Annotated in this window: 32 protein-coding genes; 19 read left to right on the top strand and 13 right to left on the bottom strand. The window is 59.5% G+C overall.

Annotation, left to right across the window (positions count from 1 at the left end; translation table 11 throughout):
• The first annotated feature begins 287 nt into the window (after positions 1 to 287).
• Positions 288 to 2,807, top strand: a complete 2,520-nt coding sequence (locus OKC31_RS09250; protein WP_247823594.1) for a class I adenylate cyclase — start codon at positions 288 to 290, stop codon at positions 2,805 to 2,807.
• Between the two features lie 66 nt (positions 2,808 to 2,873).
• Here OKC31_RS09250 and OKC31_RS09245 read toward each other — a convergent pair whose 3' ends face one another.
• Together OKC31_RS09245 and cyaY are read right to left on the bottom strand one after the other, a co-directional pair.
• The gene (locus tag OKC31_RS09245; RefSeq protein WP_247823593.1) at positions 2,874 to 3,527 is read right to left on the bottom strand and encodes an alpha/beta hydrolase; all 654 of its coding nucleotides are present in this window, start codon (positions 3,525 to 3,527) and stop codon (positions 2,874 to 2,876) included.
• A complete protein-coding gene (gene cyaY, locus OKC31_RS09240) occupies positions 3,524 to 3,838 on the bottom strand; it encodes an iron donor protein CyaY (RefSeq protein WP_019444859.1) in 315 nt (104 codons plus the stop codon). The genes OKC31_RS09245 and cyaY overlap by 4 nt, the downstream gene beginning before the upstream one ends.
• 73 nt (positions 3,839 to 3,911) lie before the next feature.
• Here cyaY and lptM point away from each other — a divergent pair, with 73 nt between their 5' ends.
• The 6 genes from lptM (at position 3,912) to OKC31_RS09210 (ending at position 8,937) form a co-directional block, all read left to right on the top strand.
• Positions 3,912 to 4,088, top strand: a complete 177-nt coding sequence (gene lptM, locus OKC31_RS09235) for an LPS translocon maturation chaperone LptM (protein WP_019444858.1) — start codon at positions 3,912 to 3,914, stop codon at positions 4,086 to 4,088.
• A 32-nt stretch (positions 4,089 to 4,120) separates the two neighbouring features.
• Positions 4,121 to 5,371 (top strand): diaminopimelate decarboxylase, encoded by a 1,251-nt coding sequence (lysA, locus tag OKC31_RS09230; RefSeq protein WP_123172212.1) that lies wholly within the window; start codon positions 4,121 to 4,123, stop codon positions 5,369 to 5,371.
• Between the two features lie 250 nt (positions 5,372 to 5,621).
• On the top strand, positions 5,622 to 6,452 hold the full coding sequence (gene dapF / locus OKC31_RS09225; RefSeq protein ID WP_005336371.1) for a diaminopimelate epimerase: 831 nt from the start codon (positions 5,622 to 5,624) through the stop codon (positions 6,450 to 6,452).
• Between the two features lie 91 nt (positions 6,453 to 6,543).
• A complete protein-coding gene (locus tag OKC31_RS09220) occupies positions 6,544 to 7,224 on the top strand; it encodes a DUF484 family protein (RefSeq protein WP_005336370.1) in 681 nt (226 codons plus the stop codon).
• Positions 7,217 to 8,194, top strand: a complete 978-nt coding sequence (gene xerC, locus OKC31_RS09215; RefSeq protein WP_100652483.1) for a tyrosine recombinase XerC — start codon at positions 7,217 to 7,219, stop codon at positions 8,192 to 8,194. Before OKC31_RS09220 ends, xerC begins: the two co-directional genes overlap by 8 nt.
• Positions 8,195 to 8,226: 32 nt before the next feature.
• Positions 8,227 to 8,937, top strand: a complete 711-nt coding sequence (locus OKC31_RS09210; RefSeq protein ID WP_247823592.1) for an HAD-IA family hydrolase — start codon at positions 8,227 to 8,229, stop codon at positions 8,935 to 8,937.
• Positions 8,938 to 9,013: 76 nt separating this feature from the next.
• Here the strand turns inward: OKC31_RS09210 and OKC31_RS09205 are convergent, their stop codons facing one another.
• Together OKC31_RS09205 and OKC31_RS09200 are read right to left on the bottom strand one after the other, a co-directional pair.
• Entirely contained in the window at positions 9,014 to 9,412 is a 399-nt protein-coding gene (locus tag OKC31_RS09205; protein ID WP_247823591.1) for an STY0301 family protein, read from the bottom strand.
• Between the two features lie 45 nt (positions 9,413 to 9,457).
• Positions 9,458 to 10,984 carry a cyclic nucleotide-binding domain-containing protein gene (locus tag OKC31_RS09200; RefSeq protein WP_005356684.1) on the bottom strand — a complete coding sequence of 509 codons (1,527 nt, stop codon included), beginning with the start codon at positions 10,982 to 10,984 and terminating at the stop codon, positions 9,458 to 9,460.
• A gap of 145 nt (positions 10,985 to 11,129) precedes the next feature.
• On the opposite strand from OKC31_RS09200, the gene OKC31_RS09195 reads away from it, so the two are divergent.
• Positions 11,130 to 11,513 carry a hypothetical protein gene (locus OKC31_RS09195; protein WP_247824149.1) on the top strand — a complete coding sequence of 128 codons (384 nt, stop codon included), beginning with the start codon at positions 11,130 to 11,132 and terminating at the stop codon, positions 11,511 to 11,513.
• 12 nt (positions 11,514 to 11,525) lie between these two features.
• On the opposite strand, the gene OKC31_RS09190 is transcribed toward OKC31_RS09195, so the two are convergent.
• Positions 11,526 to 12,308, bottom strand: a complete 783-nt coding sequence (locus OKC31_RS09190) for a gamma-glutamyl-gamma-aminobutyrate hydrolase family protein (protein WP_247823590.1) — start codon at positions 12,306 to 12,308, stop codon at positions 11,526 to 11,528.
• A 395-nt stretch (positions 12,309 to 12,703) separates the two neighbouring features.
• Complete coding sequence (gene yjgA / locus OKC31_RS09185; protein ID WP_005336359.1) at positions 12,704 to 13,228, bottom strand: ribosome biogenesis factor YjgA; 525 nt, start codon at positions 13,226 to 13,228, stop codon at positions 12,704 to 12,706.
• A gap of 114 nt (positions 13,229 to 13,342) precedes the next feature.
• On the opposite strand from yjgA, the gene pmbA reads away from it, so the two are divergent.
• Complete coding sequence (gene pmbA, locus OKC31_RS09180) at positions 13,343 to 14,686, top strand: metalloprotease PmbA (RefSeq protein WP_040068810.1); 1,344 nt, start codon at positions 13,343 to 13,345, stop codon at positions 14,684 to 14,686.
• An 87-nt stretch (positions 14,687 to 14,773) separates the two neighbouring features.
• Here pmbA and murA read toward each other — a convergent pair whose 3' ends face one another.
• Genes murA through mlaF form a run of 7 tightly spaced genes read right to left on the bottom strand, consistent with a single transcriptional unit; the run spans position 14,774 to position 19,294 of the window.
• Positions 14,774 to 16,030: a UDP-N-acetylglucosamine 1-carboxyvinyltransferase gene (gene murA / locus OKC31_RS09175; RefSeq protein WP_058058614.1), complete on the bottom strand. Its 1,257-nt coding sequence runs from the start codon at positions 16,028 to 16,030 to the stop codon at positions 14,774 to 14,776.
• Positions 16,031 to 16,048: 18 nt separating this feature from the next.
• Positions 16,049 to 16,306 carry a BolA family iron metabolism protein IbaG gene (gene ibaG, locus OKC31_RS09170; protein WP_005306001.1) on the bottom strand — a complete coding sequence of 86 codons (258 nt, stop codon included), beginning with the start codon at positions 16,304 to 16,306 and terminating at the stop codon, positions 16,049 to 16,051.
• The gene (locus OKC31_RS09165) at positions 16,306 to 16,578 is read right to left on the bottom strand and encodes an STAS domain-containing protein (RefSeq protein ID WP_005336352.1); all 273 of its coding nucleotides are present in this window, start codon (positions 16,576 to 16,578) and stop codon (positions 16,306 to 16,308) included. The genes ibaG and OKC31_RS09165 overlap by 1 nt, the downstream gene beginning before the upstream one ends.
• Positions 16,575 to 17,207 carry an MlaC/ttg2D family ABC transporter substrate-binding protein gene (locus OKC31_RS09160; protein ID WP_005336350.1) on the bottom strand — a complete coding sequence of 211 codons (633 nt, stop codon included), beginning with the start codon at positions 17,205 to 17,207 and terminating at the stop codon, positions 16,575 to 16,577. Before OKC31_RS09160 ends, OKC31_RS09165 begins: the two co-directional genes overlap by 4 nt.
• Before the next feature lie 2 nt (positions 17,208 to 17,209).
• A complete protein-coding gene (gene mlaD / locus OKC31_RS09155; protein ID WP_005336348.1) occupies positions 17,210 to 17,707 on the bottom strand; it encodes an outer membrane lipid asymmetry maintenance protein MlaD in 498 nt (165 codons plus the stop codon).
• Between the two features lie 7 nt (positions 17,708 to 17,714).
• Positions 17,715 to 18,494, bottom strand: a complete 780-nt coding sequence (gene mlaE, locus OKC31_RS09150; RefSeq protein ID WP_005336345.1) for a lipid asymmetry maintenance ABC transporter permease subunit MlaE — start codon at positions 18,492 to 18,494, stop codon at positions 17,715 to 17,717.
• A complete protein-coding gene (mlaF, locus tag OKC31_RS09145; protein WP_005336343.1) occupies positions 18,494 to 19,294 on the bottom strand; it encodes a phospholipid ABC transporter ATP-binding protein MlaF in 801 nt (266 codons plus the stop codon). The genes mlaE and mlaF overlap by 1 nt, the downstream gene beginning before the upstream one ends.
• Before the next feature lie 207 nt (positions 19,295 to 19,501).
• Here mlaF and OKC31_RS09140 point away from each other — a divergent pair, with 207 nt between their 5' ends.
• From OKC31_RS09140 to npr, 10 genes are all read left to right on the top strand, one after another.
• Complete coding sequence (locus OKC31_RS09140; protein WP_058057518.1) at positions 19,502 to 20,497, top strand: KpsF/GutQ family sugar-phosphate isomerase; 996 nt, start codon at positions 19,502 to 19,504, stop codon at positions 20,495 to 20,497.
• Complete coding sequence (gene kdsC, locus OKC31_RS09135) at positions 20,497 to 21,051, top strand: 3-deoxy-manno-octulosonate-8-phosphatase KdsC (protein ID WP_101530526.1); 555 nt, start codon at positions 20,497 to 20,499, stop codon at positions 21,049 to 21,051. The genes OKC31_RS09140 and kdsC overlap by 1 nt, the downstream gene beginning before the upstream one ends.
• A complete protein-coding gene (gene lptC, locus OKC31_RS09130) occupies positions 21,048 to 21,608 on the top strand; it encodes an LPS export ABC transporter periplasmic protein LptC (protein ID WP_005336338.1) in 561 nt (186 codons plus the stop codon). The genes kdsC and lptC overlap by 4 nt, the downstream gene beginning before the upstream one ends.
• Entirely contained in the window at positions 21,595 to 22,122 is a 528-nt protein-coding gene (gene lptA, locus OKC31_RS09125) for a lipopolysaccharide transport periplasmic protein LptA (protein WP_040068817.1), read from the top strand. The genes lptC and lptA overlap by 14 nt, the downstream gene beginning before the upstream one ends.
• A 3-nt stretch (positions 22,123 to 22,125) precedes the next feature.
• On the top strand, positions 22,126 to 22,851 hold the full coding sequence (gene lptB / locus OKC31_RS09120) for an LPS export ABC transporter ATP-binding protein (protein WP_005336333.1): 726 nt from the start codon (positions 22,126 to 22,128) through the stop codon (positions 22,849 to 22,851).
• A 65-nt stretch (positions 22,852 to 22,916) separates the two neighbouring features.
• On the top strand, positions 22,917 to 24,356 hold the full coding sequence (locus OKC31_RS09115) for an RNA polymerase factor sigma-54 (RefSeq protein ID WP_005336331.1): 1,440 nt from the start codon (positions 22,917 to 22,919) through the stop codon (positions 24,354 to 24,356).
• Positions 24,357 to 24,376: 20 nt separating this feature from the next.
• Positions 24,377 to 24,664 (top strand): ribosome hibernation promoting factor, encoded by a 288-nt coding sequence (gene hpf, locus OKC31_RS09110; RefSeq protein WP_005336323.1) that lies wholly within the window; start codon positions 24,377 to 24,379, stop codon positions 24,662 to 24,664.
• Between the two features lie 2 nt (positions 24,665 to 24,666).
• Complete coding sequence (gene ptsN, locus OKC31_RS09105; RefSeq protein WP_005336322.1) at positions 24,667 to 25,113, top strand: PTS IIA-like nitrogen regulatory protein PtsN; 447 nt, start codon at positions 24,667 to 24,669, stop codon at positions 25,111 to 25,113.
• A 45-nt stretch (positions 25,114 to 25,158) separates the two neighbouring features.
• Positions 25,159 to 26,025: an RNase adapter RapZ gene (rapZ, locus tag OKC31_RS09100; protein ID WP_247823589.1), complete on the top strand. Its 867-nt coding sequence runs from the start codon at positions 25,159 to 25,161 to the stop codon at positions 26,023 to 26,025.
• Between the two features lie 20 nt (positions 26,026 to 26,045).
• On the top strand, positions 26,046 to 26,318 hold the full coding sequence (gene npr / locus OKC31_RS09095; protein ID WP_005336318.1) for a PTS phosphocarrier protein NPr: 273 nt from the start codon (positions 26,046 to 26,048) through the stop codon (positions 26,316 to 26,318).
• Positions 26,319 to 26,329: the final 11 nt, after the last annotated feature.

Raw genomic sequence — 26,329 nt, 5'->3', positions numbered from 1 at the left:
ATTACCACCCTTTGCCCGGGCTTTCATGGCGGAGCCGGCAAAAGCGGGGCCAAGCTCAAAAATGCATGCTGAAAATGATTTTCATTAAGCAAGCGCAGTTGATTAATTCATTGAATATATTGGAATTTAATGATTTCCCCTGATACTTGATGTGGTCATACCAGAAATAATCTGACGTTTAGCTGAAGGCTTGTTTACCACCGCTGTTTGCATTGTTAACATGATCACACTTTTTTGACGTATCCCCCTTTTGGTGCGTCATTTTCACTTAGGTGATAGGCAGGGCATTGCAGGAACACATCGATACGCTGGTTGCGCGTTATGACGACATTACCCGTCTCAAGACGCAACGGGCGTTAGGCCTCATGAGTCGCTATGGGCAGCAGGTATTCCAACTGCTGCCTGTCATGCTGCACTTCAATCATCCCCTGCTGCCCGGTTATGTCTCCGGTGATGTCCCTCATGGTATCTGGAGCTTCAGCGCCACTGCCGAACAGCAAGCTTTTATCGATGACCTCTGTCGCAACGCCAACTGCCAGAGCGGTCTTGCCACCCATGATCGGGCTATTCAGGGGCTCTACTCCATGGGCAGCACCTCCTCCATCGGTCAATGCTGTCACTCCGATCTCGATATCTGGGTCTGCCACGTGACCGGTTTGTCGCAGGAGCGGCTCGATCTGCTGGAGCTGAAATGCCAGCAACTCTCCAAGTGGGCCGAACAGCGCGGGGTCGATCTCAACTTCTTCCTGATCCCGGAAGACAAGTTCCGCCAGACCAACGATGCCCAGATGCAGGGGGAGAGCTGCGGCAGTGCCCAGCACCTGCTGCTGCTCGACGAGTTCTACCGCAGTGCCATGCGTATCGCGGGCAAACGCTTGATCTGGTATCTGGTGCCCACCGAATGTGATGATCACTACGATGCGTATGTGAACGAGCTGTTCGAGAGCGGTAAGCTCAAGCAGGACGACTGGCTCGATCTCGGCAGTTTTGACCGTATTCCGGCCGAAGAGTATTTCGGCTCCGCCTTGTGGCAGCTCTACAAGGGGATCGACTCCCCCTACAAGGCGGTGCTCAAGTCGGTGCTGATGGAAGCCTACTCCCACGAGTATCCCAATACCCGCCTGCTGTCGATGATTGGTCGCGACTGGTTCCAGCACAACGAGGGGATGCACTACCGGCTCGACAACTACTGTCTGATGCTGGACAAGGTGACCAACTACCTCAAGTCCATCGGCGACATGGCGCGGCTCGATCTGGTGCGCCGCTGCTTCTACCTCAAGGTGTGCGACGGTCTCAGCCATCCCAAGGATGATCACTCCCCCGAGTGGCGTCGCGAGCAGATGAGCCAGCTGGTCTCCTACTGGGGCTGGAGTCAGGACAAACTCTATCAGCTCGATCACCGCCACGAGTGGAAGATCGAAGAGGTGAAGATCGCTCACGCCGAGCTGCTGGAAGCCCTGATGCAGAGTTACCGCAACTTGATCCAGTTCGCCCGCCGCAATAACATCAGCGAGTCGATCAACCCGGAAGATATCGGCATTCTGTCGCGCAAACTCTACGCCGCGTTCGAGAGCCTGCCGGGCAAGGTGCAGCGCATCAACCTCAAGATCGCGCCGGATCTCAGCGAGCCGGATCTCAGCTTCGTGCAGGTGCCTCACGGTCGCCTCAACCGCGCCGGCTGGTATCTCTACAAACATTCGCTGGAGCCGGTGGACATCATTGGCCGCGCGCCGCTGGAGTTCAACGGTTACATCAGCAAGCTGGTCTCCTGGGCCTACTTCAACGATCTGTTGACACCCCAGTCGCGGGTGCACCTGTTCAATCAGGGTTCGGATCTGCACATCGACAATCTGCACCAGTTCTGCCGCGATCTCTCCGGCTGCTTCCCCGAGAAGTACCCGCTGGCCACCAATCTGGCTCTCAGTCGGCCGTGCGAGATCCGTCAGCTCTCCATCTTCCTCAACCTGGAGATGGACCCGACCAGCCACTGGGTCGGTCAGGTGATCGAATTTGACGCCAATACCGTGGATGTCTTCTCGTTCGGTCGCAATCAGGAGTGTCTGGTGGGATCTGTGGATCTGGTCTATCGCAACTCCTGGAGCGAGATCCGTACCCTGCACTTCCAGGGGGATGAAGCCGTGGTCGATGCCCTCACCACTATCCTCGGCAAGATGCATCAGGATGCTGCCGCCCCCGAGATGATCGAGGTGTTCTGCTACAGCCAGCACTTCCGTTCTCTGGTGCGCTCCCGTTTCCAGACGCTGGTGGCGGAGTGTATCGACCTGCGCCTTGCACGCGACAAGCAACAGCTGGTCAAGACCATGGCCCTTGGCCGCGAGAAGTACGGCATCTTCTTCGAGCGGCGCGGGGTGTCGGTGAAGAAGCTGGAAAACGCCATCGATTTTTACCGTCACATCTCCCACAACAAGCTGGATCACCTGCCGCTGCGGCTCGACAAGACCCACAGCCAGCATCTGCCGAGCATCGTCGATGCCTACGCCAGCGAAGGGTTGGTGCAGTTCTTCTTCGATACCCGTGATGCGGGCACCAACATCTATATCCTCGATGAGGCGAACCGGGTGGAGATCTACCAGCACTTTGCCGGCAACAAGGATGAGCTGGTGGCGGGGGTCAACCGCTTCTACACCTCCAATCACGAGCGGTTCAGCGATGATGGGCAGTTCATCAACTTCAACCTGCCCCAGTACTACGAGATAGTACAAGTGAATGGCGAGCTGGATGTGATCCCCTATCGCAGTCAGGGGACTCTGCGTGAACAGGTGCCGCCCGCTCGCGAAGTGGGCTGACCCGTCAGTTGGAATCGCAATAAAAAACGGCCTGCAGATGCAGGCCGTTTGCTTTGCCGGAAGGGCTCACACGCCGAGGCGGGCCAGCAGCCAGCTGCGAATGTCGCCCAGCTGCGGACGGCAGATCTCGTGACGCATCGGGTACTCGTGCCACTCGGGGGCGAGTCCGACGCTTTCCAGCCGGTTCTTGGCATCCCAACCGAGCGACAGGCTCACCACATCGTCGTAGATGCCGTGCATGTAACAGATGGGCAGGGTGCGAGCAGCCTCGCTCATCTCGCCGAGCAGCTTGTCGGGGGCAGCCAGATAGGTGGACATGCAGAGCAGGCCCGCCAGTGTTGCCTGATAGCGCAGCGCGGTGAAGGAGGCAATCACCCCGCCCTGAGAAAAACCTGCCAGCACAATATGCTCGGGGGCAAACCCGTCGGCCACCAGCTGATCGAGCAGGGCGGCAATCTGGTCGGCTGATTCACGGACATGGGACTCCACGGCCCGCTCGGCGGGATCCTCGAAGCTTTTGATGTCGTACCAGCCGCGCATCTTGTAGCCCATGTTGATAGTGATGGGGCGCTCGGGGGCATCCGGCAGCAGGTGACGCACCGGCAAGTCGGCGGGCAGATCCAGCGCGTCCACCAACGGGGCGAGACCGGCGCCGGAATCACCCAGCCCGTGTAGCCAGATCACCGCATGACGGGCGCCCTGCGGGTGCAGGTCAATCATGGGAACACCACCTCTTCGCCCGCCTGGGCGGTGCAGGATTGGCTCAGCAGCGCCTTGAGCTCGTGGCCGAAGCGGTTGTCGATCCAGGTGTCACCCTGCAGTTCGAAGTGGAAGCCGTTCTCGCGGGTGGCGACCCAAATCTGGTGCAGTGGCTCCTGCTTGTTGATGATGACCTTGGTCTTGTTCTCGAAAGAGAGGGTCAATACGCCGCCGCTGCGTTCGCAGTCGATATCCGGATACCCCTCGTCGAGCGTGTCTTCCACATATTGGAAAAAGGCGTCTGTCAGGGCGTGATACTCGTGATCCTTCATCGGTTTATCCTGTTGCTTTTAACAATGTGAGTGCGATTATAGAGGGCCAAAAATTTTTTCGCAGCGAACCATTATGATCACCCAGTTCACCAAGTGTCTGCTTGCCACTCTTCTGTCCCTCGGCTTGGCCGCGTGCGGTCTGAAGGGGCCGCTCTATATGCCGCCCCCCGAGCAGCCACAGAGCCAGAGTACACCGCAAGCAGCACCGCCTGCGACCACTGAGGCTGCCACCGAGGCCGCGCCGCACTAATGCCGCACCCATTCTAGGAAGGAACCGCCCCCTTGGATCACTTTAACTACGACGCCGCCGGCCAGCTTCAGGCCGAGCAAACCTCGCTGCAACAGCTTGCCGAGCAGTACGGTACCCCGCTTTACGTCTACTCCCGTGCGACCCTCGAGCGCCACTGGCACGCCTTCGACAAGGCCGCTGGCGATATTCCCCATCTGATCTGCTACGCGGTGAAGGCCAACTCCAACCTGGCGCTGCTCAACCTGCTGGCCCGTCTGGGCTCGGGGTTTGACATCGTCTCCGGTGGCGAGCTGTCGCGGGTGCTGGCGGCGGGCGGTGATCCGGCCAAAGTGGTCTTCTCCGGGGTGGCCAAGAGTGAAGCGGAGATGCGCCTTGCGCTGGATAAAGAGATCCTCTGCTTCAATCTGGAGTCGGAAGCCGAGCTGGAGCGCCTCAATCGGGTGGCGGGCAGCATGGGCAAGAAGGCTCGCGTCTCGGTGCGGGTCAATCCGGATATCGATGCCGGTACTCACCCCTATATCTCCACTGGCCTCAAGCAGAACAAGTTCGGCATTCCCATCGAGCTGGCGCCCGCCATCTATCGCAAGGCGGCCGCGATGGCGAACATCGAGATCGTCGGGGTCGATTGCCATATCGGCTCGCAACTCACTGAATTGAATCCCTTTATGGAAGCGGCTGACAAGCTGTTGCGGCTGATCGACGGTCTGGCTGCAGAAGGCATTCATATCCACCATCTGGACGTGGGGGGCGGCCTTGGGGTCAACTATGGTTCCGAGCAGCCACCCCATCCGACCGAGTATGCCGAAGCGCTCAAGCAGAAGCTGGCGGGCCGGGATCTGACCCTGCTGTTCGAGCCGGGCCGCGCCATCGTCGCCAATGCCGGTGTGCTGCTGACCCGGGTCGAGTACCTGAAGCCGGGCGAGACCCGCAACTTCGCGCTGATCGATGCCGGCATGAACGACATGCTGCGCCCTTCGCTCTACGGCGCCTGGATGAACATCATCGAGGTGGATAGCCGTGCTGGCCATGCTCCCGCGATCTATGACGTGGTGGGCCCGGTGTGCGAGACCGGCGACTTCCTCGGCAAGGAGCGCACCCTGGCGATTGCCGAGGGTTCCCTGCTGGCAGTGCGTTCGGCCGGTGCCTACGGCTTTACCATGTCATCCAACTACAACACCCGTCCGCGCGCTGCCGAAGTGCTGGTTGATGGTGCCGAGGCGCACCTGATCCGCGAGCGGGAGCAGTTGGCCGATCTCTGGCGCGGTGAGCACCTGCTGCCCTGATGCAGTAGATAGAGATGACAGAATTTTACAGCCCTGACAGCACAGGAATGCACGATGTGGATAGATTATTCCAGGATGCATGGGGCTTTGGACAACGACTTCATAGTGGTTGACGGTGAGTTTTTACAGCCCTAACAGCACAGGAATGCACGATGTTGATAGATTGTTCCAGGATGCATGGGGCTGTGGCCAACGACTTCATAGTGGTTGACGGTGAGTTTTTACAGCCCTAACAGCACAGGAATGCACGATGTTGATAGATTTTTCCAAGATGCATGGCTTGGGCAACGACTTCATGGTGGTGGATGGCGTCACCCAGAAGGTATTTTTCAGCAATGACGTCATCAAGAAGCTGGCAGATCGCCACTTCGGGATCGGCTTTGATCAGCTGCTGCTGGTGGAGCCGCCCTATGACCCTGAACTCGACTTTCACTATCGCATTTTCAATGCCGATGGCAGCGAAGTGGAGCAGTGTGGCAACGGTGCCCGCTGTTTTGCCCGTTTCGTGCGTCTCAAGGGGCTGATCAACCGGGATCGCATCGCGGTCAGTACCGCCCGGGGTCGCATCGTGTTGCAGCTGGAGGGGGAGAACCAGGTCACGGTCAACATGGGTGTTCCCCAGTTTGAGCCGGGCAAGATCCCGTTCCGGGCCCAGAAGGCAGAGAAAACCTATCTGCTGCGGGCGCAGGAGCATACCGTGATGTGTGGTGTGGTCTCCATGGGCAATCCCCACTGCGTCATCGAGGTGCCTTCGGTCGCCGATGCACCGGTCGAGACGCTCGGTGCCATCATGGAGCGCCACGAGCGTTTTCCCGAGCGGGTCAACGTCGGCTTCATGGAGATGGTCAATGCTACCGAGATCAAACTGCGTGTATTCGAGCGGGGCTGTGGCGAGACCCTGGCCTGCGGCACCGGTGCCTGTGCAGCGGCGGTGATTGGCATCAGTCAGGGCAAGCTCAAGGAGCGGGTCACCGTCAGTCTGCCGGGCGGCAAGCTGACCATCGCCTGGAAGGGGCCGGGCCAGCCGGTCTACATGACAGGCCCCGCCGAGCATGTGTTTGACGGCCAGATAGAGGTTTAGCCGATAAAGGTTCAGGTACGGGGGGCGCTGGCCCCCTTTGCCCATGATGTCGGGGCAGCAAGCCCCATTTCTCTGATGGATCAACCAATTTATGAGCGAACTCAAACGGCAGGAGCAATCGGTGGATGAAGCCACTGTGCTGGAGTACCTGGCCCGTTATCCCGAGTTTTTCCAACGCCATGCCGCCGTGCTGGACCGGATCCGCATTCCCCATGAACGCAAAGGGTCGGTCTCGCTGGTTGAGCGCCAGCTGGAGCGGCAGCGCGAGCGGATCGAACAGCTGGAGCAGGAGATCACCGAATTGATGGGGATCGCCAGCGAGAACGAACGGATCTTCCGGGTCTATGCCGATCTCTACGGCGAGCTGTACGGTTGCCAGACCCTGTTCGAAGTGAGTGCCGTGATGGGCAAGGCCTTTGTCCAGCGGCTGCGCCTGACCGGGCTGCGGCTCTGGCTCAATCCCAAGAAGTTTGCCCTGAGCGGGCCCGAGCAGCGTTTTCTGGCGCAGGGCAAGCAGCTCGAATCCCTGCTGGGTCAGCGTTTGCCGGGGCAGGATTACTACTTTGGCCGCCTGAGCCAGAGCGAGAAGCAGGCGCTGTTTGGCCACGATGTGCTGGTCAACTCGGTGGCCCTGATGCGGCTCGGCGATCTCGGTGTGCTGGCCTTCGCCAGCTCGGATCCCGGCCACTTTACTCCCCACAACGACACCCTGCTGCTGGGCCAACTGGGGCGCCTGCTGCAACTGCGTCTGCCCGAGTTGACTCATGGCTAGAACACCGGCCAGGGCGCCTGCCAAAGCACCCGTCATCGCACCGCCACTGCCTGCGGCACTGGCGGACGAGCTGGCGGCCTTTATCGAATACCTGAGGGTCGAGCGTCAGCTCAGCCCTCATACCCGCAATAACTATCAAGCCCATCTGGAGGCGATGACCGCCGAGCTGGTGGCCCTGGGGCTCACTGACTGGGGTCGGCTCGAGGCGAGTCAGGTGCGCACTCTGGTGACCCGGATGCACAAGGGGGGACTTGCTCCTCGTTCCCTTTCCACCAAGGTCTCGGCCCTGCGCAGCTTTTGCGACTGGCAGGTGCGGCAGGGGCGGCTGACCGCCAATCCGGCCCGCGGCATCGTCACCCCCAAACAGGGGCGGCCGCTGCCGAAAAACCTCGATGTGGACGAGATGCACCAACTGCTCAACATCACCGACGAGCAGGATCCGCTGGCGGTGCGGGATCGCGCCATCATGGAGTTGATGTACTCCTCAGGGCTGCGTCTGGCCGAGCTGGTGGGGATCAATCTGGTGGATCTGAAGCTCGACGACCGTCAGCTCAAGGTGACCGGCAAGGGCTCGCGGGAGCGGGTGCTGCCCATAGGCCGGATGGCGGTCGAGTGGCTGCAGAAATGGCTCAAGGTGCGCCCGCTGCTGGCCGGGGATGAGAGCGAGGCGCTGTTTGTCTCCAGCCGCAAGCAGCGGCTGTCGGCCCGCTCGGTGCAGGCCCGCCTCGATGGCTGGGGCAACAAGCAGGCGCTCAACGCTCATGTCCATCCCCACAAGCTGCGCCACAGCTTCGCCACCCATATGCTGGAGTCCTCCGGCGATCTGCGGGCGGTTCAGGAGCTGCTGGGACATGCCGACCTCTCCACCACCCAGATCTATACCCACCTCGACTTCCAGCATCTGGCCAAGGTTTACGACAGCGCCCACCCAAGGGCCAAGCGTGACCCGGATGCACAGGACGATGAATAACGGGCCCTGAGCCCCGTTGCAGAGGAGAGTCCATGCACTTCTATCGCCGCTGGCAGCCGGTTGCTGCCATCTCGTTTGACCTCGATGACACCCTCTATGACAACGGCCCCGCCATCGTGCGCGCCGAGCAGTGGATGCTGAGCCATCTGCGCAGCGAATATCTGGCCACCGCCATGCTCGACAAGCCGCGCTGGCTGGAGTTAAAACGCACCGTGTTGCTGGCCAGGCCCGAGCTGCGCCACGATGTCAGCCTGGCGCGCCAGCAGACCATCCGCGCCGCTATGGTGGCGGGGGGGATGGCTGACCAGCAGGCCAGCCGCGAGGCGGAGCAGGTCTTTGCCGCGTTTCTGGCAGAGCGCTCGAAGATCGAGGTGAGCGAGTCCACTCATCAGCTGCTGGCCAGACTGGCCGAACGCTACCCGCTGGTGGTCATCACCAACGGTAATCTGGATCTGGCGCAGGCAGGGCTGGATCGCTACTTCAGGCTGGTCTGCAAGGCGGGGATGAATGCCAGAATGAAGCCTGCCCCGGATATGTTTGAGCAAACCCGCAGTGCCCTCAAGCTGCCTGTGGAGCGGATCCTCCATGTTGGGGATCATCCCGAGACCGATGTGCTGGGTGCCCGCTTGCACGGCTTTCGCGCCGCCTGGATCAACGAGCGGCAGCAACCGTGGCAACAGCTGCAACTGTTGCCGGACGTGGAGCTGACGGCACTGGAGGAGCTGGCCGAGCTGCTGCTCTGATGGCGCTGGCGGGTGGCCCGGCTCAGGCGGTAATGGCTGTCATCGAATAGCGATGTATGGCAAGGGGTCACGACCGCTATTTGCGGCAAATCAGCCCGAGCAGGGTGTAGCGGTCGCGCTGGTTGACGCGGCAGTAACTGATGCCGACGGGCAGCGCCTGCTGCAGGGTGATGGCGCTGTTTTGATAGCGGCAGACCAGATAGAGGGGGCGCAGGCTGCTATCGAGCTGGCTCCAGTAGTGGATCTCGTCGCTGTCGCCATTATCCGGTTTGAGTTGGGCCAGCTCGGCAGGATCTCCGTCGAACAGGGCCAGATTATCGAGCCGGTGGCTGAGGGTTTCGTCTTGTTTGCCATCGTCATTGCGGGTAAACGCCTGCCAGCCCTGCTGCGGGGTCAGCAGCTGCTGGCGAGTCTCGATGGTGGCGGGACAATCAAATTGCAGGCTGGCGGCAAGGGCCAAGGTGGTCAGTAACATGGCTGCGGCTCTCTCTTCACGTCCTCAATACGATGCCATGCTACGTCATCTTCCGCCGAACAGCTTCATCAGTTTATCAAGCAGATCAAGCTGTTGTGGTGGCTGTTTCATGGCTTCCGCCTCCCGCTCCAGCAGGGCCCGCTGCTCCTGCTGGCGGTCGCTCAGCACCCGGTAGAGGGGCTCGACCAGCGCCTCGCGCTGCATCACCAGCTCCTGAAACATTGCCTGATTGATGCGATAGGTTTCGACGGTGGCCACCGCCCGTACCGTGAAGGAGCTGGGCTCGCCGGTGAGCAGGCTCAGTTCGCCAAAGAAGTCTCCCGCGTTGAGCGTACCAAGCTTCAGCTCTCGCCCTTCGACATTGACCACCATCTCGGCTTCCCCTTTGACCAGCACGAACAGCCAGCTGGAGACATCTCCCTGCTCCAGCATGATGTCGCCGCTGACGAAGGGGGCGAACTTCACCTGATCGGCCAGCTGGAGCAGCTCGTTCTCCTGCAACATGGCAAACAGCGGCAGCTTGCGCAGGGTATCGGTTCGTTCGGCGGTGTGGCGCTTGTGGCGGGCATCCAGATGCTGCTTCTCCTTGGCCATAAAGACGTTGAAGATCGGCGGGGTGAGGCGGCGATCGTTGCGGCGCAGGGCGGCATCGATCAGGCTGCGCACCATGGAGTCGGTCGGATCGTCGCGAGCCAGGTCAGTGAGCCAGTAGCGCACCGCATAGCGGGCGATGCCCCCCTCGACATTCATCAGCAGGCAGTCCGGTTGCGGATGCTTGGCGACGCAGGGGAGCTTGGTCTCCCGCAGGGATTTCTCGATCAGCGCGATGATCTGGGTCGGCAGGGTATCCAGGGTCAGATCGAACCAGACCCAGCGCCGCCACTGCAAGGGTTCGCCACGACGGCGCCCGAGCACGGTGAAGCGCTGTTTGAGCAGGTGGCTGTTGGGGATGACGACTGTCTCCCAGTTGCGGGTCTCGATGGTGGTGGCACGCCAGTTGATCTCCACCACCCGGCCCTGGGTGGTGTCGACTTGCAGCCAGTCACCGATGGCGATGGAGTTGTCGAGCTGAATGGAGACCCCGGCCAACAGGTTGCCAAGGGTGTCCTGCATGGCGAAGGCGATGACCGCGGTGATGACCGCCGAGGTGGTGACTATCTCCCCGAGCGCCATGCCGGAGGCGTAGAGGCGAAACAGACCCCAGCCGATATAGCCGATGGTGATGACGATATCGGCGATGATCCGCGGGATCCGCACATGGCAGAGGGGGAGCAGAAATTCGAACAGCAGGATCCCCCATATCTTGACCAGTATCAGGCCGGCCAGCAGGGTGGAGATCTCGATCAGCAATTGATGGGGCAGCGGCAGTTTGAACCAGCCCCCTTCCAGCTGGATCAGCAGGATCACCACCGCGCTAATCATCACGAAACTGAGCTCGGAGAGCAGCTCCCGTCGCTGTCCCGGACGGCGCCAGAAGTGGATCAGCATCAGGGAGAGGGTGAGCAGGGTCCAGAACGGGTGTTCGCCAATCCAGATCAGCGTCGGTAGCGCGGTGAGGTTTTCGCCAGCCATAGCAGCACCTTATTGTGGTTTTATTTCCAGCATAGCTGCTGCGGCGCGGGGAAATGGTGCGTTGGGGCGGCAATTTATTTATCCTGTGCAGAACCGGGCAAAGGAGTGCGATTGAGTGAAATTTTCAAAGAAAATCATCTGTTTGATGGCCCTGTTGCCATTGGCGGGCTGCGACCTGCTGACCGAGAAGTATCGGGTCGAATTCCGGGATGGCTCCTGGCGTGAAATAGCCATTACCCCCTTCTCCAGCGAGGCGCGCTGGCGTGAGGGGTGTGCCACCGGCGAGGTGCTGAGTGACATGAAGGTGCCCATCAAGCGGGGTGACACGGTCAATGGCCGCGAGCAGTTGCTGATCGGTGGCGAGAAGTTCGAGCTGGATGACAACAACCTCTACCGTAGCAACGGCATGGTGTTTGGCCATTCGCCTGACCATATCCAGCGTGGGCTCAAGGGGATGGATATCTGCCGTACCCTGCGCCCCGAGCGGGGCGGACTGCCCAAGCTCAAGGCGCGCGGGTTTGGCGACTGAATCGATGAGGGATTAACTAGCCGCCATCAATGCACTGCGTTGGCGGCAGGCATCGCCAAAGGCTTGAAAGATCTTGATGGAGTGGGGGTTTTCATTGGCCTTCCACTCCGGATGCCACTGCACTGCCAGCAAAAAGGGTGACAGTGCGGGAGCATGAAGCGCCTCGATCAGCCCATCTTCGGCGTGGGCCAACGGCTCCAGACCCTTCCCCAACCGGTTGATACCCTGTCCATGCAGGGAGTTGACCGGAATCTGTTCTTCCCCCATCAGCTTGGCAAACCAGCTGCCTGGCAGCAGTTTGATCTGATGGCTCGGCCCATACTGCTCGTCGACCGGATCGTCGGCATCCTCCCGGTGATCGTCATAACCCGGCTCGCTGTAGACCTTCTGATGGATGTCTCCCCCCAGCGCTACGTTGATCTCCTGCATGCCGCGGCAGATCCCGAGGATCGGCAAGCCACGGGCGAGCGCCCCCTTGATGAGGGGCAGATCGAACAGGTCGCGATCCCTGTCTTGCTGTTTTTCCGGCGTGAGGTTCTCCTGGCCGTAAAGGGCTGGATCGATATTGGAGCCGGCGCCGCTCAGATAGATGCCGTCAGCCAGATCCAGATACTGCTCCAGATCGGCGGTGCCGCAGCAGGTGGGAACCAGCAGCGGGACGCAGTCGCTTATCTCCACCAGCGGCATGATGTATTTGTGGGTCATCACCTGATAGGCGTGGCCGTTGCGGGGCTGGGCGCCCATGGTCATCAGCACGACAGGTTTACGGGTGGCGGGAGGTTGGGGATTTGGCATAGGGCACCTTGATTATCCTTGGCGTTGAAGTCTCATCCTGCGCCTTGGGCAGGCCCTTGCAAACCGACAGGGCAAGGGCATGCCTCAAGGCATGGTCATGGGATCCCGCGTCGGGCCGGGTGGCAGAATCGTTGGTCAGTCTGGGCAGCGACGGCATGGATCCTCTCTTCAGTCTGCCAAGGCCGTTCAATATGTCAAACAAAATGATGCCAAGTTGTTAACGGATTTGTCTTGAACTGCTCTGAAGCTGCGATTTAACGGGGCTGTTGAGATGGGCCGTTATGGTTGGGGTAGCGAAGTGGTGGATATATTAAACGTGCAGGGATGGCGGGGATGTGGAGAGGAAAAGGCATCAATAGAAACACGCCTCCGCGAGGGGAGGCGTGTTTCGGGGATCACAGCAGGTCTTCGATCTCGCCGCGCAGATACTGGTACATCTCGCGGTAGGCGACCGGCGGCTTGTTCAGCTCCCGCTCCTTGTTGGCGGAGCGGATCAGCTGGCGCAGCTTCTGGCGATCCAGCTCGTGGAACTGGGACATCAGCTCGTTGAGGGCGCTGTCACCTTCGGTGATCAGGCGCTCGCGCCACTGCTCCAGCCGATGCAGGCGGGCATTCACGGTGGAGTGACGGTTCTTGATGATGGAAAGCGCTTCGGCAATCGGCTCGATATCGCGGCTGCGCATCAGGCGGCCGATGAACTGCAGATGGCGACGGAAGGACTCATCCTTCTTCGGCTTGAGTTTGCGACCCAGCTCGACAGCTTCTGCAAGCTCTTCATCCAACGGGATTTTTTCCAGCTCGCTGTGGCTGAGGGAGACGATCTCTTCCCCCATTTTCTGCAATGCTTCGGCATCGCGCTTGAGCTGGCTCTTGCTGGGGCCCCAGTCTTCGAACTCGTTGTCGTCTTGATATTGACTCATCGGTCTCTTGATTCCTGTCATTCACGTTTGGCGGATATGTTACCAGCTTCTCCCGCTGGGCGCAGGGGTCTGATATGCTTACCCCCCTTTCCTTCTTTCATACAGATGTGAGTTATGGATCAGCAAGACCAAATCCGCCAGGATCAAGCCCATCTCGAGGCCGTGGTTGCCGAAGCCCTGGAGATAGCCAAAGGACTGGGCGCCTCGCTGGCCGAAGTCTCCATCAGCAAGCAGACCGGGTTGTCGGTGAACACTCGGGGTTGTGAACTGGAAAGCATTGAATTCAATAAGGATGGCGCCCTCGGCATCGCTGTCTATCGCGATGGTTGCAAGGGATCTTCCTCGACCACCGATCTGAGCAAACCCGCCATTCGTGCCGCCGTTGAAGCGGCTATCGAGATTGCTCGCCACACCTCGGCCGATGATTGCGCCGGTCTGGCGGACGCCGAGCTGCTGGCTTGGGATGCCCCCGACCTGCAACTGTGCCACCAAATCGAACTGGATCCCCAGCGCGGGATCGAACTGGCCATCGAGTGCGAACGACTCGCTCTGGGCCGCGATGCCCGTATCAAGCACTCCGACGGCGCCGGTTTCTCCAGCCATCTAGGCATCAAGGTCTATGGCAACAGCCACGGCTTCGTCAAAGGTTATGCGGCGTCGCGCAACTCCCTGAGCTGTGTGCTGATCGGCGAGCAGGATGGCGACATGCAACGGGATTACGGCTACTCCTCCAGCCGTACCCTCGACGGGCTCTGGAGCCCGCAGCGCATTGCCGACGAAGCCGTTGAGCGTACCGTCTCCCGCCTCGGCGCCCGCAAGATCTCTACCCGTCATGCGCCTGTGCTGTTCCACCCGGACACAGCCTCCGGTCTGTGGGGCCATCTGGTGATGGCCATCAGCGGTGGCAACCTCTATCGCAAGTCGAGCTTCCTGCTCGACAAATTGGGCAAGCAGATCCTGCCCGAGTGGCTCACCATTCAGGAGTTCCCCCACCTGCTGGGCGGGCTTGCCAGTACCCCGTTCGATGGCGAAGGGGTGCGTACCCGAGACATGGATATCATCCGTAACGGCGAGCTGATGAGCTGGCTGCTGACTTCCTACTCCGCTCGCAAGCTGGGGCTGACTACTACGGGTCATGCCGGTGGCATCCACAACTGGCAGGTCTCCAATACTGGCCAGGATTTTCAGGGCATGCTTAAAGAGATGGGCACCGGTCTGCTGGTGACCGAGCTGATGGGGCAGGGGGTCAATATCGTCAATGGCGACTACTCCCGCGGCGCCGCCGGTTTCTGGGTCGAGAATGGCGAGATAGCCTATCCGGTCGAGGAGATCACCATCGCCGGCAATCTGGCCGAGATGTTCAGCCATATCGTGGCGGTGGGTCGTGACGAGGATGAGCGCTCCAGTCTCAAGACCGGCTCGGTGCTGGTAGAGAATATGAAGCTGGCGGGCCACTGATCCCGGTTTCAACAGAACCGAAACCATGAAAAAGGCCCCCTCGCCAACGCGAGGGGGCCTTTTTATCGGCCAGCGATCAGGGGGCTATCAGCCCTTGATGCGCTCGATGCGGCCACCCAGACCCTGCAGCTTCTGCTCGATGTCTTCGTAGCCACGGTCGATGTGATAGATACGGTCGACGATGGTGGAGCCTTCTGCCACGAAGCCGGCCAGCACCAGACTGGCGGAGGCGCGCAGATCTGTCGCCATCACCTGGGCACCCTTGAGCTGCTCGGTGTCACGGCAGATGGCTACGTTGCCCTGCAGTTCGATGTCTGCACCCATCCGTACCAGTTCAGGAACGTGCATGAAGCGGTTCTCGAAGATGGTCTCGGTGACCATGCCGGTGCCTTTGGCAACGGCGTTCAGCACGGTGAACTGTGCCTGCATGTCGGTCGGGAAGGCCGGGTAGGGGGCAGTCTTGATGGTGACCGGCTTGAGGGGGCGGCCAGTCATGTCGAGGGTGATCCAGTCTTCACCCTTCTCAATCAGGGCGCCAGCCTCTTCCAGCTTGACCAGTACCGCTTCCAGCAGAGTCGGGTCTGTCTTGCGACAGGTGATCTTGCCGCCGGTGACCGCTGCACCCACCAGGAAGGTACCGGTTTCGATGCGGTCAGGCTGTACGCTGTAGTTGCCGCCGTGCAGACGCTCGACACCGTCGATGGTCAGGGTGTCGGTGCCCGCGCCCTGGATCTTGGCGCCCAGAGTATTGAGGAAGTTGGCCAGATCGACCACTTCCGGCTCGCGCGCGGCGTTTTCGATCACGGTGCGGCCATCAGCCAGGGTGGCGGCCATCATCAGGTTTTCGGTACCGGTCACGGAGACCATATCCATCAGGATGTGGGCGCCTTTCAGGCGGCCATCGACACGGGCCTTGATGTAACCATCTTCGATGGTGATCTTGGCACCCATCAGCTCCAGGCCGTGGACGTGCAGGTTGACCGGACGGGCACCGATGGCGCAACCGCCGGGCAGGGAGACGTCAGCCGCGCCGAAACGGGCAGCCAGCGGGCCCAGCGCCAGAATGGAGGCGCGCATGGTCTTCACCAGCTCGTAGGGGGCGACATGGTTGTTCACCGCACCGGTCAGCACGGTGACGTTGCCGTTGACCTTGGTGGTCGCGCCCAGCATCTCCAGCAGCTTGATGGTGGTGCCCACATCTTTCAGGCGCGGCACATTGGAGAGGTGTACCTCTTCATCACAGAGCAGGGTCGCGAACAGGATCGGCAGCGCGGCGTTTTTGGCGCCGGAGATGGTCACTTCGCCGTTGAGAGTACAACGACCATCGATTTTGAATTTGTCCATTTTTACTTCGTTACCAAATCAGGAGGGCAATAGGAATTTACGTTCGCGTTTCCACTCGGCGTCGGTGAACGCCTTGATGGAGAGGGCGTGAATGGCGTTGCTGGCGATCTTGTCCATCAGCGGGGCATAGATGGCCTGCTGCTTCTTGACCCGGCTCATGCCGTCAAACATGTCACCGACGGCGATCACTTGGTAGTGACTACCGTCCCCTTTGACATGGACTTCGGACAATGGCAGAGCCTCAAGGAGTATCGCTTCAATTTCAGAGACTTGCATTATGCGTCCTCAGTTGTGAGCGGGGTTGACTGAAACAGCCCGGCCACTCCGTAGAGGTTGGCCAGGGTATAGAAATCACTGGAGGCGCCCACCAGTTGCGGTGTGGCGCCTCGCGCTAATACGGCTTTGGCCCATTTGACCAGCAGGGCCAGTCCGGCAGAGTCGAGGGTGGTGACGCCGCCGAGCTCGAGCTGGTCGTCCTGCCACCATTCGGCGCGGCGTTGCCACAGGTCATTGACCTGTGGCGCCTGCAGCTCACCGCTGAGGGTCATGGTTTGAGTACCAGCGGCTTGGCGTTGTGTTCGCGCAACTGGGCGATCACCGCATCGATGCCGTTTTGGCGGATCAAACCGCCCAGCTCGCTCTGCTTGGCGGAGAGCAGGCTGATCCCCTCGGCAACCATGTCAAAGGCTTTCCACTCGCCGGTCTTGTTGTTCTTGCGCAGTTTGAACTCGAGGAAGATGTCCGGCTTGCCGGCCTCTTTCACGCTGACGTTGACGGCCGTGATGTTGCCGCTGGGAGCTTTGCCCGGCTCGACCTTGACGGTCTGTTTGTCAAAATGGGCCAGCGCATCGGCGTAGGAGCTCACCATGTACTCGGTGAACACCTCGACGAAGGCATTGCGCTGCGCTTCGGTGGTCTCTTTAATCTGGTTGCCAAGCACCTTGTAGGCGGCGAAGCGGTTGTCCACATAGGGCAGCAGCTCTTCGCGGATGATCACCCGCAGGTGATCCGGATTGCTTTTCACCTGGGCCTGATCGGCTTTCAGGCGGGCAAAGGTCTGCTTGGCAGCCTGATCCACCAGCGCGTTGGGGTCGGTGGCATCGACGGCGGCCTGGGCAGACAGGGAAAAGAGCATGCTGGTCATCAGACCCAGCAGCAGGGCGATTTTCTTGAACATGATTACTCCTTCTTGCTGTCTGATTTGCTGTCGGAGGATTGGCTGTAGAGGAACTTGCCAATCAGATCTTCCAGCACGATGGCGGATTTGGTGTCTTCAATCAGGTCGCCATCCTTGAGCATCTCGGTGCCCATCTCCTCATCGCTGAAGCCGGGGGCCAGACCGATGTACTGCTCGCCGAGCAGACCGGAGGTGAGGATGGAGAGGGAACTGGTATCGGCGAACTCGCCAGCGCTCTTTTGCATCATCAGGGTCACTTCGGGCACCTGGGTTTTCGGGTCCAGTACGATGTCGCTGACCCGACCAACCACCACGCCGCCGACCTTGACCGGCGAACGGACTTTCAGGCCGCCGATATTATCGAAATGCGCGCGCAGGGTATAGGTTTCTCCTTCCGGTTTGAAGCTCAAACCGGCCACTTGCAGGGCCAGTGCCAGAATGGCACCGATGCCAGCCAGCATGAAGGTGCCGACCAGGAATTCTACTTTGCTGAACTTCATCTTTACCTTATCCAAACATGACTGCAGTGAGTATAAAATCCAGGCCGAGCACGGCGAGGGATGAGTGGACCACGGTACGGGTCGTGGCCTGACTGATCCCGGCCGAGGTCGGCTTGGCATCATAGCCGTTAAAGAGCGCAATCCAGGTGACCACCAGGGCGAAAATCAGGCTCTTGATGGCGCCCTGCATGATGTCTTCATGCCAGTCGACGGAGGCCTGCATGGCAGACCAGAAGCCCCCTTCGTCCACGCCGAGCCAGTCCACACCGACCAGCTTGCCGCCGAAGATACCGATCAGGCTGAACATAAAGGCCAGCAGCGGCATGCTGATGACGCCAGCCCAGAAGCGGGGGGCAACCACCCGGCGCAGCGGGTCGACCGCCATCATCTCGAGGCTTGAAAGTTGCTCGGTGGCCTTCATCAGGCCGATTTCAGCGGTCAGGGCCGAACCGGCACGGCCGGCAAACAGCAGTGCCGTGACCACAGGACCCAGCTCCCGCAGCAGGGAGAGGGAGACCAGCGGTCCCAGGCTCTGCTCGGCGCCGAAATCCTTCAATACGTTGTAACCCTGCAGCGAGAGCACCATGCCGATGAACAGGCCGGAGACCAGAATGATGGCCACCGACTGCACACCCACCACATAGAGCTGCTGGACAAGCAGCGGGAAGTGCTTGCGCGGCTCGGGTTTGCCCGCCAGCGCATGGAACAACATGATGGTGGCGCGACCGACGGAGCTGATAAACCGCACTCCGACCCGCCCCAGCTTGCTTATTTGACTTATCAACATCAGAGATCCTGTAGCAGATCGCCTGCCGGAAAATGAAACGGAACAGGACCATCGGGCAATCCTTTGAGGAACTGCTCGACTTCGGGATTGTGCTCCTCGCGCAGCTGATCCGGCGTACCGTGCGCCACCACCTTGCGATTGGCGATGATGTAGGCGTAATCGGCGATGCTCAGCACCTCTTTCACGTCGTGGGTGACGATGACGGAGGTGATACCTAGGGCATCGTTCAGCTCCTTGATCAGTTTGACCAGCACCGCCATGGTGATGGGGTCCTGCCCGACGAACGGCTCGTCATACATGATGAGGTCAGGATCGAGCGCAATTGCCCGAGCCAGCGCCGCCCGGCGCGCCATGCCGCCGGAGAGCTCGGAGGGCATCAGTTTCGCCGCGCCGCGCAAGCCCACCGCCTGCAACTTCATCATGACGATGGTGTGGATCAGCTCCTCCGGCAGGCCGGAGTGCTCCCGCAGCGGGAAGGCCACGTTGTCGTAGACCGTCATGCCGGTAAACAGGGCGCCGCTCTGGAACAGCATGCTCATCCGCTTGCGCACTTCATAGAGGCGCGAACGGGAGAGGGTGGGGATATCTTCCCCGTCAAACAGAATGTGACCGGACTCCGGCTTGAGCTGGCCACCGATCAGCCGCAGCAGGGTGGTTTTACCGATGCCGCTCGGGCCCATGACGGCGGTGACCTTGCCACGAGGAATGGTCAGGTTGATCCCGTCATACAACAGCCGATCTCCGTGACTGAAAGTCAGATCGGAGATAGTGATCAGGTCATTGTTCAAACAATTGTCCATCCGGTGTAAATGAGGTGCGAATTTTATGGGGTAGTCTAGGTCTAAGCAACAGCAAGGAACAACTATTGAACAGGCTGCCAGCCCATTTGCACGACAGTTTTCTGTAACAAAGTGCGTCATCGAGAGCGGGACTTGCCATCCGATTCGCTTATCCGGGCAGACTTTTTTATAATCCCGCAGCTAATTTCGGCCCGGAGCTGTGTCTTTATGTCTGTAAAGCCTGAGAAAGTGTCTGAACTGTTCGATTTTCGTCGCAGTGCCCGCGCGGTGCTGGACACAGAAAAGCAAGCCATTGATGGACTCTATCAGTATCTGAATGACGCCTTCGACAAGGCGTGCGAAATGGTGCTGCGCTGCGGTGGCAAGATAGTGGTCACCGGCATGGGCAAATCGGGCCATATCGGCAGCAAGATCGCCGCCACCCTCGCCAGCACCGGCACACCGGCCTTCTTCCTTCACCCGGGAGAAGCGAGTCACGGCGATCTGGGGATGATCTCCAGTGGCGACCTTATCATCGCTATCTCCAACTCCGGCGAGAGCGACGAAATCCTGGCCCTGCTGCCGGTACTCAAGCGCCGCGGCATTCCGCTCATCTGCATGACCGGTAATCCGGCCTCCACCATGGCCAAAGAGGCCAACGTGCACCTGTGTATCAAGGTGGAGAAAGAGGCCTGCCCGCTGGGTCTGGCACCCACTTCCAGCACCACGGCAACCCTGGTGATGGGCGATGCCCTGGCGGTCGCCCTGCTGGAAGCGCGCGGTTTTACCGCCGATGACTTCGCCCTCTCTCACCCGGGCGGGTCGCTCGGCAAGCGTCTGTTGCTGCGGGTCGGCGATCTGATGCACAGCGGCGAGCTGTTGCCCCGGGTGGGGATAGATGCCACCATCAGCCAGGCGCTGCTGGAAGTGAGCCGCAAGGGACTCGGTATGACGGCTGTGGTCGATGGCAATGGCCTGCTGGCCGGGCTCTTTACCGATGGCGACCTGCGCCGCATTCTTGACCAGCAGATCGATATCCATCACACCCCCATCAGCCGTGTGATGACGGCCAACTGTGTTACCGTAGGTCCAGAGATGATGGCTGCGGAAGCCGTCAAGCTGATGGAAACGAGAAAAATCAACGGATTACTGGTCGTGGATGAAGAGAAACGCCCGCTCGGCGCCTTCAACATGCACGACCTGCTGAAAGCCGGAGTAATTTGATGCAAAACGTACCGACCCTCTATGGTCCGGTGACGCGCAGCCAGTTTGAGAAGGCGGCGCAAATCCGCCTGCTGGTGTGCGATGTGGACGGGGTGCTCTCCAACGGCCTCATCTACATGGGAAACAACGGCGAAGAGCTGAAAACCTTCTGCACCCGCGATGGTGCGGGCATGCGAGCACTGCTCAATGCCGGGATCGAGATCGCCATCATCACCGGGCGCAACTCCCGTATCGTTAGCGATCGGATGAAAAGCCTGGGGGTGGCTCATGTGGTGCAGGGGGCTGATAAAAAGCTGCCTCACTTCGAAGCGCTCCTGGCCAAGCTGGGGCTGACTGCTGAACAGGCCGCCTATATGGGCGATGACACCATCGATCTGCCGGTGATGGCCGCCTGCGGCCTGGGTATCGCGGTGGCCGATGCCCATCCGCTGGTGCTGAGCCGTGCCGATATGGTGACCCGGCTTGGCGGTGGCATGGGCGCGGTGCGCGAGGTGTGTGACCTCATTTTGCAGGCGCAGGGCCACGACGATTATCAGCCCGAGGCCTCGGTATGAGCAGACAGACCCTGTTGTTTGCCCTGCTGTTTCTGGTCGCGCTGGTTGCCTGGCAGTTGGGCAAGGTTGAGCTGGTGCCTGAGAGCGCCGTCAAAATCGAAAACTATCAGCCGGATTTTGTCGCCAAAGATCTGGTGACCACCCGTTTTGATATCAACGGCAAGCGCACCGAGCGGTTGGAGTCGACCTACGCCGAGTATTATCAAATCCTCGAGCAGGCCACCTTCGACAAGCCGGTGGTCTACATGTATGACGATCAGGGTGCTGCCGAGTGGAAGGTGACCGCCGAAACCGGCGTGCTCAACACCGGCGACAACGTCATCCTGCGGGACAAGGTGCATCTGGATGGTCTGCTACCTACCTCTTTCATCTCCACACTGGATACTCCCTATCTGGAGCTGGATCTGGTGACACAGGATGTGCGCAGCAACCGGGAAGTGAACATTCTGGGTCGGGATTTCCAGACCCAAGGGGTTGGCCTCAAGGGCCATCTGGACCGCAAATATTTTGAGTTACTGGATCAAGGCCATGCCATCTATTTCAATGAAAAACGCTAATCTGGCCCTCGCAGCCCTGTTGTTGTGTGGTGCGGTGACCGCCAAAGAGTCCGACTTTGCCGAGAAGGTCTACGTCGATGCCGTCAAACAGGTGGCCGAGATGCAGGACAATCGCATCACCTTCGAAGAGGATGTGACCATCAATCAGGGCACCATCCGGATCAAGGCTGACAAGGTGGTAGTGACCCGTTCCGGCGAGAAAGGAGCCGAGGTGATGACTGCCTACGGTAAGCCCGCCACCTTCTTCCAGATCCTGGATAACGGCAAGCCGGTCAATGCCCACGGTAACACTATACGCTACGAGCTGAAGAACCGGCTGGTGACCATCACCGGCAACGGTCAGCTCAAGCAGGAAGATAGCCAGGTCAATGGCGATCTGATCCGCTACGACATCGTCAAACAGAAGATGATCGCCGAGAGCAAGAGCCCGAGCCAGCGGGTCAAAACCGTATTCCTGCCTGATCAGGTAGAGAATTTCGACAAGCCCGCCGACCAGAAGAAGCAGGGAAAATAAGCCATGGCAGTGTTGAAAGCAGTGGGCCTGCAGAAGAGCTACAAGCGCCGCATGGTGGTGAGTGACGTCAGCCTTGAAGTGGGCACCGGCCAGATTGTCGGCCTGCTCGGCCCCAACGGGGCGGGCAAGACCACCTCCTTCTACATGATCGTGGGGCTGGTGCAGCGCGATGCCGGTCTCATCACCATCGACGATCAGGACATCAGCCTGCAGCCCATGCATGTGCGGGCGCGCAATGGCATTGGTTACCTGCCGCAGGAGGCCTCCATCTTCCGTCGCCTGTCGGTGTTCGACAACCTGATGGGAGTGATGCAGACCCGCAAGGGGTTGAGCCGTGAGGAGCGTGAGGACAAAGTTCAGCAACTGCTGGAAGAGTTCAATATCACCCACATTCGCGACAACCTGGGTCAGAGCCTCTCCGGCGGTGAGCGCCGTCGGGTCGAAATTGCCCGTGCGCTGGCGGCCGAGCCGCGTTTTATTCTGCTGGATGAACCCTTTGCAGGGGTTGACCCGATTTCTGTGATAGACATCAAGAAGATCATTCAGCATCTGAAAGATAGAGGCCTTGGCGTCTTGATTACCGACCACAACGTCAGAGAGACTCTGGACGTATGTGAGAAGGCCTATATCGTCAGCCACGGCAAGATGATTGCCGAAGGTGCACCGGCTGACATCCTTGCCGATGAGCAGGTCAAGCGCGTCTATTTGGGCGATCAATTCAGTCTATAGTAAGGGGGCATGCCTTCATTTCCTTTGACGAGTGCCTCGCTGAACATAAGGATATCCCGACGTAGATGAAGCCGACATTACAGTTGCGTCTCGGTCAGTCCCTGACCATGACGCCGCAATTACAACAAGCGATTCGTCTGCTCCAGCTCTCCACTCTGGAACTTCAGCAGGAAATTCAGCAAGCGCTCGAAAACAACCCTCTGCTGGAGCAGGAAGAGAGCGAGGCGCAAGAGACCAGTCCGGAAGCGCCGGTCGATGCCAGCCAGCTGGATTCCAGCGATGCCATGGCCCAGGAGCAGATGCCGGACGAGTTGCCGGTGGATACCACCTGGGACGAGGTTTACTCTGCCGGCACAGCCCAGAGCGCGGGCCCCATCCATGATGGGGAAGATAGCGTCTATCAGGGTGAAACCACCGAAAACCTGCAGGATTATCTGCTGTGGCAGATGCGGCTCACACCGTTTAGCGATGTGGATGCCGCCATCGCGCTCGCCATCATCGATGCCATCGACGAATCCGGTTATCTGACCGTTGCGCTGGAGGATATCCAGGCTGCCGTCACCAGCGATGATGTAGAGGTGGAACTCGATGAGGTCGAGGCGGTACTCAAGCGGGTGCAGCACTTCGATCCGGTCGGTATTGCTGCCCGTTCTGTGCAGGAGTGTTTGCTCATCCAGCTGGATCAGTATGACCCGCAGACCCCCTGGCTCAACGAGGCCAAAGAGGTGATCCTCGAGCACATGGAGCTGCTCGGCAACCGGGATTACCGCACCCTCGCCCGCAAGACAAAACTCAAGGAGAGCGACCTCAAGGAGGTGCTGGATCTGATCCAGCTGCTGGAGCCGCGCCCCGGCAACGGCATTATCCAGAGCGACTCCCAGTACGTGATCCCCGACGTCTCCGTGGTCAAGAAGGGCAGCAAGTGGGTGGTCGAGCTCAATCCCGACTCTGCCCCCCGCATTCGGGTCAATGAGACCTATGCCGCCATGGCCCGCAACGCCCGCAGCAGCACCGACACCCAGTTTATCCGCTCCCATTTGCAGGAAGCCAAGTGGTTCATCAAGAGCCTGGAAAGTCGCAATGACACCCTGCTGAAAGTGGCCAGTTGCATTGTCGAGCAGCAACAGGGCTTTTTCGAGTATGGTGAAGAGGCGATGAAGCCGATGGTGCTCAATGACATCGCCGAAGCGGTAGAGATGCATGAGTCGACCATCTCCCGGGTGACGACCCAGAAGTACATGCATACCCCCCGTGGTATCTTCGAATTGAAGTTTTTTTTCTCCAGCCATGTGAACACCGAAGGAGGAGGAGAGTGCTCATCGACCGCAATTCGCGCGCTCATCAAGAAGCTGGTCACGGCAGAGAATCCTGCCAAGCCGTTAAGTGATAGCAAGATCGCGGATTTGCTGGCCGAACAGGGTATTATGGTGGCGAGACGCACGATCGCTAAGTATCGCGAATCCTTGTTTATCCCACCTTCCAATCAGCGCAAACGCCTGGTTTAGGCAAACAAAAGGATGATGTTATGCAAATTAACCTGACCGGACACCATGTCGAGATCACCGAAGCTCTGCGTGATTATGTGAATAACAAATTTGCCAAACTCGAGCGTCACTTCGACCACATCAACAATGTTCATGTGGTGCTTAGCGTGGAAAAACTGAACCAGATAGCGGAAGCCAAATTGCACGTCAGCGGTGGCGAAGTGTTTGCCAACTCTGAACATGCCGATATGTATGCTGCGATAGACACCTTGCTCGACAAGCTGGACAGGCAGATCATCAAGCACAAAGATAAGTTAAATAAAAAATAACCATGCAACTTGAACACATACTGAGTCGGGACTGCACCAAGAGTGCAGTCCCTTGTACCAGCAAGAAACGCGCCCTCGAAATCATCAGCGAGCTGGCCGCCGAACGCCTTGGCACCTCCCGTCAGGCGCTGTTTGAATGCTTGCTGGCCCGCGAAAAAATGGGTAGTACCGGGATCGGTGCCGGTATTGCGATCCCCCACGGTCGCATTGACGATGAGTTCCCGCCAACCGCGATCCTGATGACCTTTGCCGACCCTATTCCTTTCGACTCCATCGACAATCAACCGGTTGACCTGCTGTTTGCCTTGCTGGTGCCGGAAAGCGAGTGCAAGCAGCATCTCAAGACCCTTTCTCTGATGGCTTCCAAGCTGGGTGACAAGGCGGTTTGCCGCCAGTTGCGTCAGGCAACCAGCGACGAAGAGCTCTATCAGATCATGACCTCGGCCTGATAGCAGGCCAAGGATGAGACACCCGTTTTGGCGTGAGGGAACAAGATGCAGTTAATCGTGGTAAGTGGACGTTCGGGCTCCGGTAAAACGGTAGCCCTGCGAGTGCTGGAAGATCTGGGTTACTACTGTGTGGACAACCTGCCGGTCAATCTGTTGCCCCAGCTGATTGTTTCGGTGGAGAGCCAGTACGACAAGCTGGCGGTCAGCATCGACGTGCGCAACCTGCCGAGCGATCCGGAGAAACTGGAAAATCTGCTGGCTCAGGTGCGCAATGAGGGGCGGGTAGAGTTCTCCAGCTTCTTCTTCGACGCCGACAACGGCACCCTGCTCAAGCGCTATGGCGAGAGCCGCCGTTTGCACCCCCTCTCACGCAACAAGCTGTCGCTGGATGAGGCGATTCGGGAGGAGACCCACCTGCTGGCGCCACTCTCCTCGACTGCTGACCTGCGTATCGACACCACCACCCTCAGCATTCACGACCTGAGCGAGCTCATCAAAACCCGGGTACTCGGCAAGAAAGAGAACGAGCTGGTGCTGGTGTTCGAGTCGTTCGGCTTCAAGTACGGCATTCCCAAGGATGCCGACTTCGTGTTCGATGCTCGCTTCCTGCCCAATCCGCACTGGATCCCCGAGCTCAAGCCGTTTACCGGCAAGGATGAGCTGGTTGCCAACTACCTCTCGGCGCAGGCTGACGTGATGCTGTTTACCCAGCAGATCGAGAACATGCTGGTGACCTGGTTGCCCCATCTGGAGCGCAACAATCGCAGCTACCTCACGGTCGGCATCGGTTGCACCGGCGGTCAGCACCGCTCGGTCTTTATTGCAGAACGGCTGGCCAGTGCATTCCGTTTGCTTGGCAAGAACGTGCAGATCCGCCACCGCACTCTCGACAAGAGTGCCCCCCAATCCTGACGGACCAATAGGAAGACCCGATGACTGTTTCCGCCTCGGTTGAAGTGAAAAACAAGCTGGGTATTCATGCCAGACCAGCCATGATGCTGTTCGAGTTGGTGCAGGGTTTCGATGCCCACGTGCTGCTGCGCAATGAAGATGGTGTGGAGGCCGATGCTGACAGCATCATCGGCCTGCTGATGCTGGATTCCGCGCAAGGGCGGCAGGTGGAAGTACAGGTTGAGGGCCCCGAAGAGGTCGAGGCCCTGGCCGCCGTGGTGGAGCTGTTCACCTCCGGCTTCAATGAGGAGTAGTCACTCCTCGT

This window comes from Aeromonas sp. Y293-4, assembly GCF_027705905.1.
Classification (GTDB): domain Bacteria; phylum Pseudomonadota; class Gammaproteobacteria; order Enterobacterales; family Aeromonadaceae; genus Aeromonas; species Aeromonas veronii.
This window is presented reverse-complemented; position numbering and strand designations above follow the sequence as displayed.

Coding starts and splice junctions, on each gene's coding strand:
- OKC31_RS09245 (WP_247823593.1), bottom strand. CDS start 3,527: ATGATTGACCTGCACCCGCAGGGCGCCCGTCATGCGGTGATCTGGCTA.
- cyaY (WP_019444859.1), bottom strand. CDS start 3,838: ATGAAGGATCACGAGTATCACGCCCTGACAGACGCCTTTTTCCAATAT.
- lptM (WP_019444858.1), top strand. CDS start 3,912: ATGATCACCCAGTTCACCAAGTGTCTGCTTGCCACTCTTCTGTCCCTC.
- dapF (WP_005336371.1), top strand. CDS start 5,622: ATGTTGATAGATTTTTCCAAGATGCATGGCTTGGGCAACGACTTCATG.
- OKC31_RS09220 (WP_005336370.1), top strand. CDS start 6,544: ATGAGCGAACTCAAACGGCAGGAGCAATCGGTGGATGAAGCCACTGTG.
- xerC (WP_100652483.1), top strand. CDS start 7,217: ATGGCTAGAACACCGGCCAGGGCGCCTGCCAAAGCACCCGTCATCGCA.
- OKC31_RS09210 (WP_247823592.1), top strand. CDS start 8,227: ATGCACTTCTATCGCCGCTGGCAGCCGGTTGCTGCCATCTCGTTTGAC.
- OKC31_RS09205 (WP_247823591.1), bottom strand. CDS start 9,412: ATGTTACTGACCACCTTGGCCCTTGCCGCCAGCCTGCAATTTGATTGT.
- OKC31_RS09200 (WP_005356684.1), bottom strand. CDS start 10,984: ATGGCTGGCGAAAACCTCACCGCGCTACCGACGCTGATCTGGATTGGC.
- OKC31_RS09195 (WP_247824149.1), top strand. CDS start 11,130: ATGGCCCTGTTGCCATTGGCGGGCTGCGACCTGCTGACCGAGAAGTAT.
- OKC31_RS09190 (WP_247823590.1), bottom strand. CDS start 12,308: ATGCCAAATCCCCAACCTCCCGCCACCCGTAAACCTGTCGTGCTGATG.
- yjgA (WP_005336359.1), bottom strand. CDS start 13,228: ATGAGTCAATATCAAGACGACAACGAGTTCGAAGACTGGGGCCCCAGC.
- pmbA (WP_040068810.1), top strand. CDS start 13,343: ATGGATCAGCAAGACCAAATCCGCCAGGATCAAGCCCATCTCGAGGCC.
- murA (WP_058058614.1), bottom strand. CDS start 16,030: ATGGACAAATTCAAAATCGATGGTCGTTGTACTCTCAACGGCGAAGTG.
- ibaG (WP_005306001.1), bottom strand. CDS start 16,306: ATGCAAGTCTCTGAAATTGAAGCGATACTCCTTGAGGCTCTGCCATTG.
- OKC31_RS09165 (WP_005336352.1), bottom strand. CDS start 16,578: ATGACCCTCAGCGGTGAGCTGCAGGCGCCACAGGTCAATGACCTGTGG.
- OKC31_RS09160 (WP_005336350.1), bottom strand. CDS start 17,207: ATGTTCAAGAAAATCGCCCTGCTGCTGGGTCTGATGACCAGCATGCTC.
- mlaD (WP_005336348.1), bottom strand. CDS start 17,707: ATGAAGTTCAGCAAAGTAGAATTCCTGGTCGGCACCTTCATGCTGGCT.
- mlaE (WP_005336345.1), bottom strand. CDS start 18,494: ATGTTGATAAGTCAAATAAGCAAGCTGGGGCGGGTCGGAGTGCGGTTT.
- mlaF (WP_005336343.1), bottom strand. CDS start 19,294: ATGGACAATTGTTTGAACAATGACCTGATCACTATCTCCGATCTGACT.
- OKC31_RS09140 (WP_058057518.1), top strand. CDS start 19,502: ATGTCTGTAAAGCCTGAGAAAGTGTCTGAACTGTTCGATTTTCGTCGC.
- kdsC (WP_101530526.1), top strand. CDS start 20,497: ATGCAAAACGTACCGACCCTCTATGGTCCGGTGACGCGCAGCCAGTTT.
- lptC (WP_005336338.1), top strand. CDS start 21,048: ATGAGCAGACAGACCCTGTTGTTTGCCCTGCTGTTTCTGGTCGCGCTG.
- lptA (WP_040068817.1), top strand. CDS start 21,595: ATGAAAAACGCTAATCTGGCCCTCGCAGCCCTGTTGTTGTGTGGTGCG.
- lptB (WP_005336333.1), top strand. CDS start 22,126: ATGGCAGTGTTGAAAGCAGTGGGCCTGCAGAAGAGCTACAAGCGCCGC.
- OKC31_RS09115 (WP_005336331.1), top strand. CDS start 22,917: ATGAAGCCGACATTACAGTTGCGTCTCGGTCAGTCCCTGACCATGACG.
- hpf (WP_005336323.1), top strand. CDS start 24,377: ATGCAAATTAACCTGACCGGACACCATGTCGAGATCACCGAAGCTCTG.
- ptsN (WP_005336322.1), top strand. CDS start 24,667: ATGCAACTTGAACACATACTGAGTCGGGACTGCACCAAGAGTGCAGTC.
- rapZ (WP_247823589.1), top strand. CDS start 25,159: ATGCAGTTAATCGTGGTAAGTGGACGTTCGGGCTCCGGTAAAACGGTA.
- npr (WP_005336318.1), top strand. CDS start 26,046: ATGACTGTTTCCGCCTCGGTTGAAGTGAAAAACAAGCTGGGTATTCAT.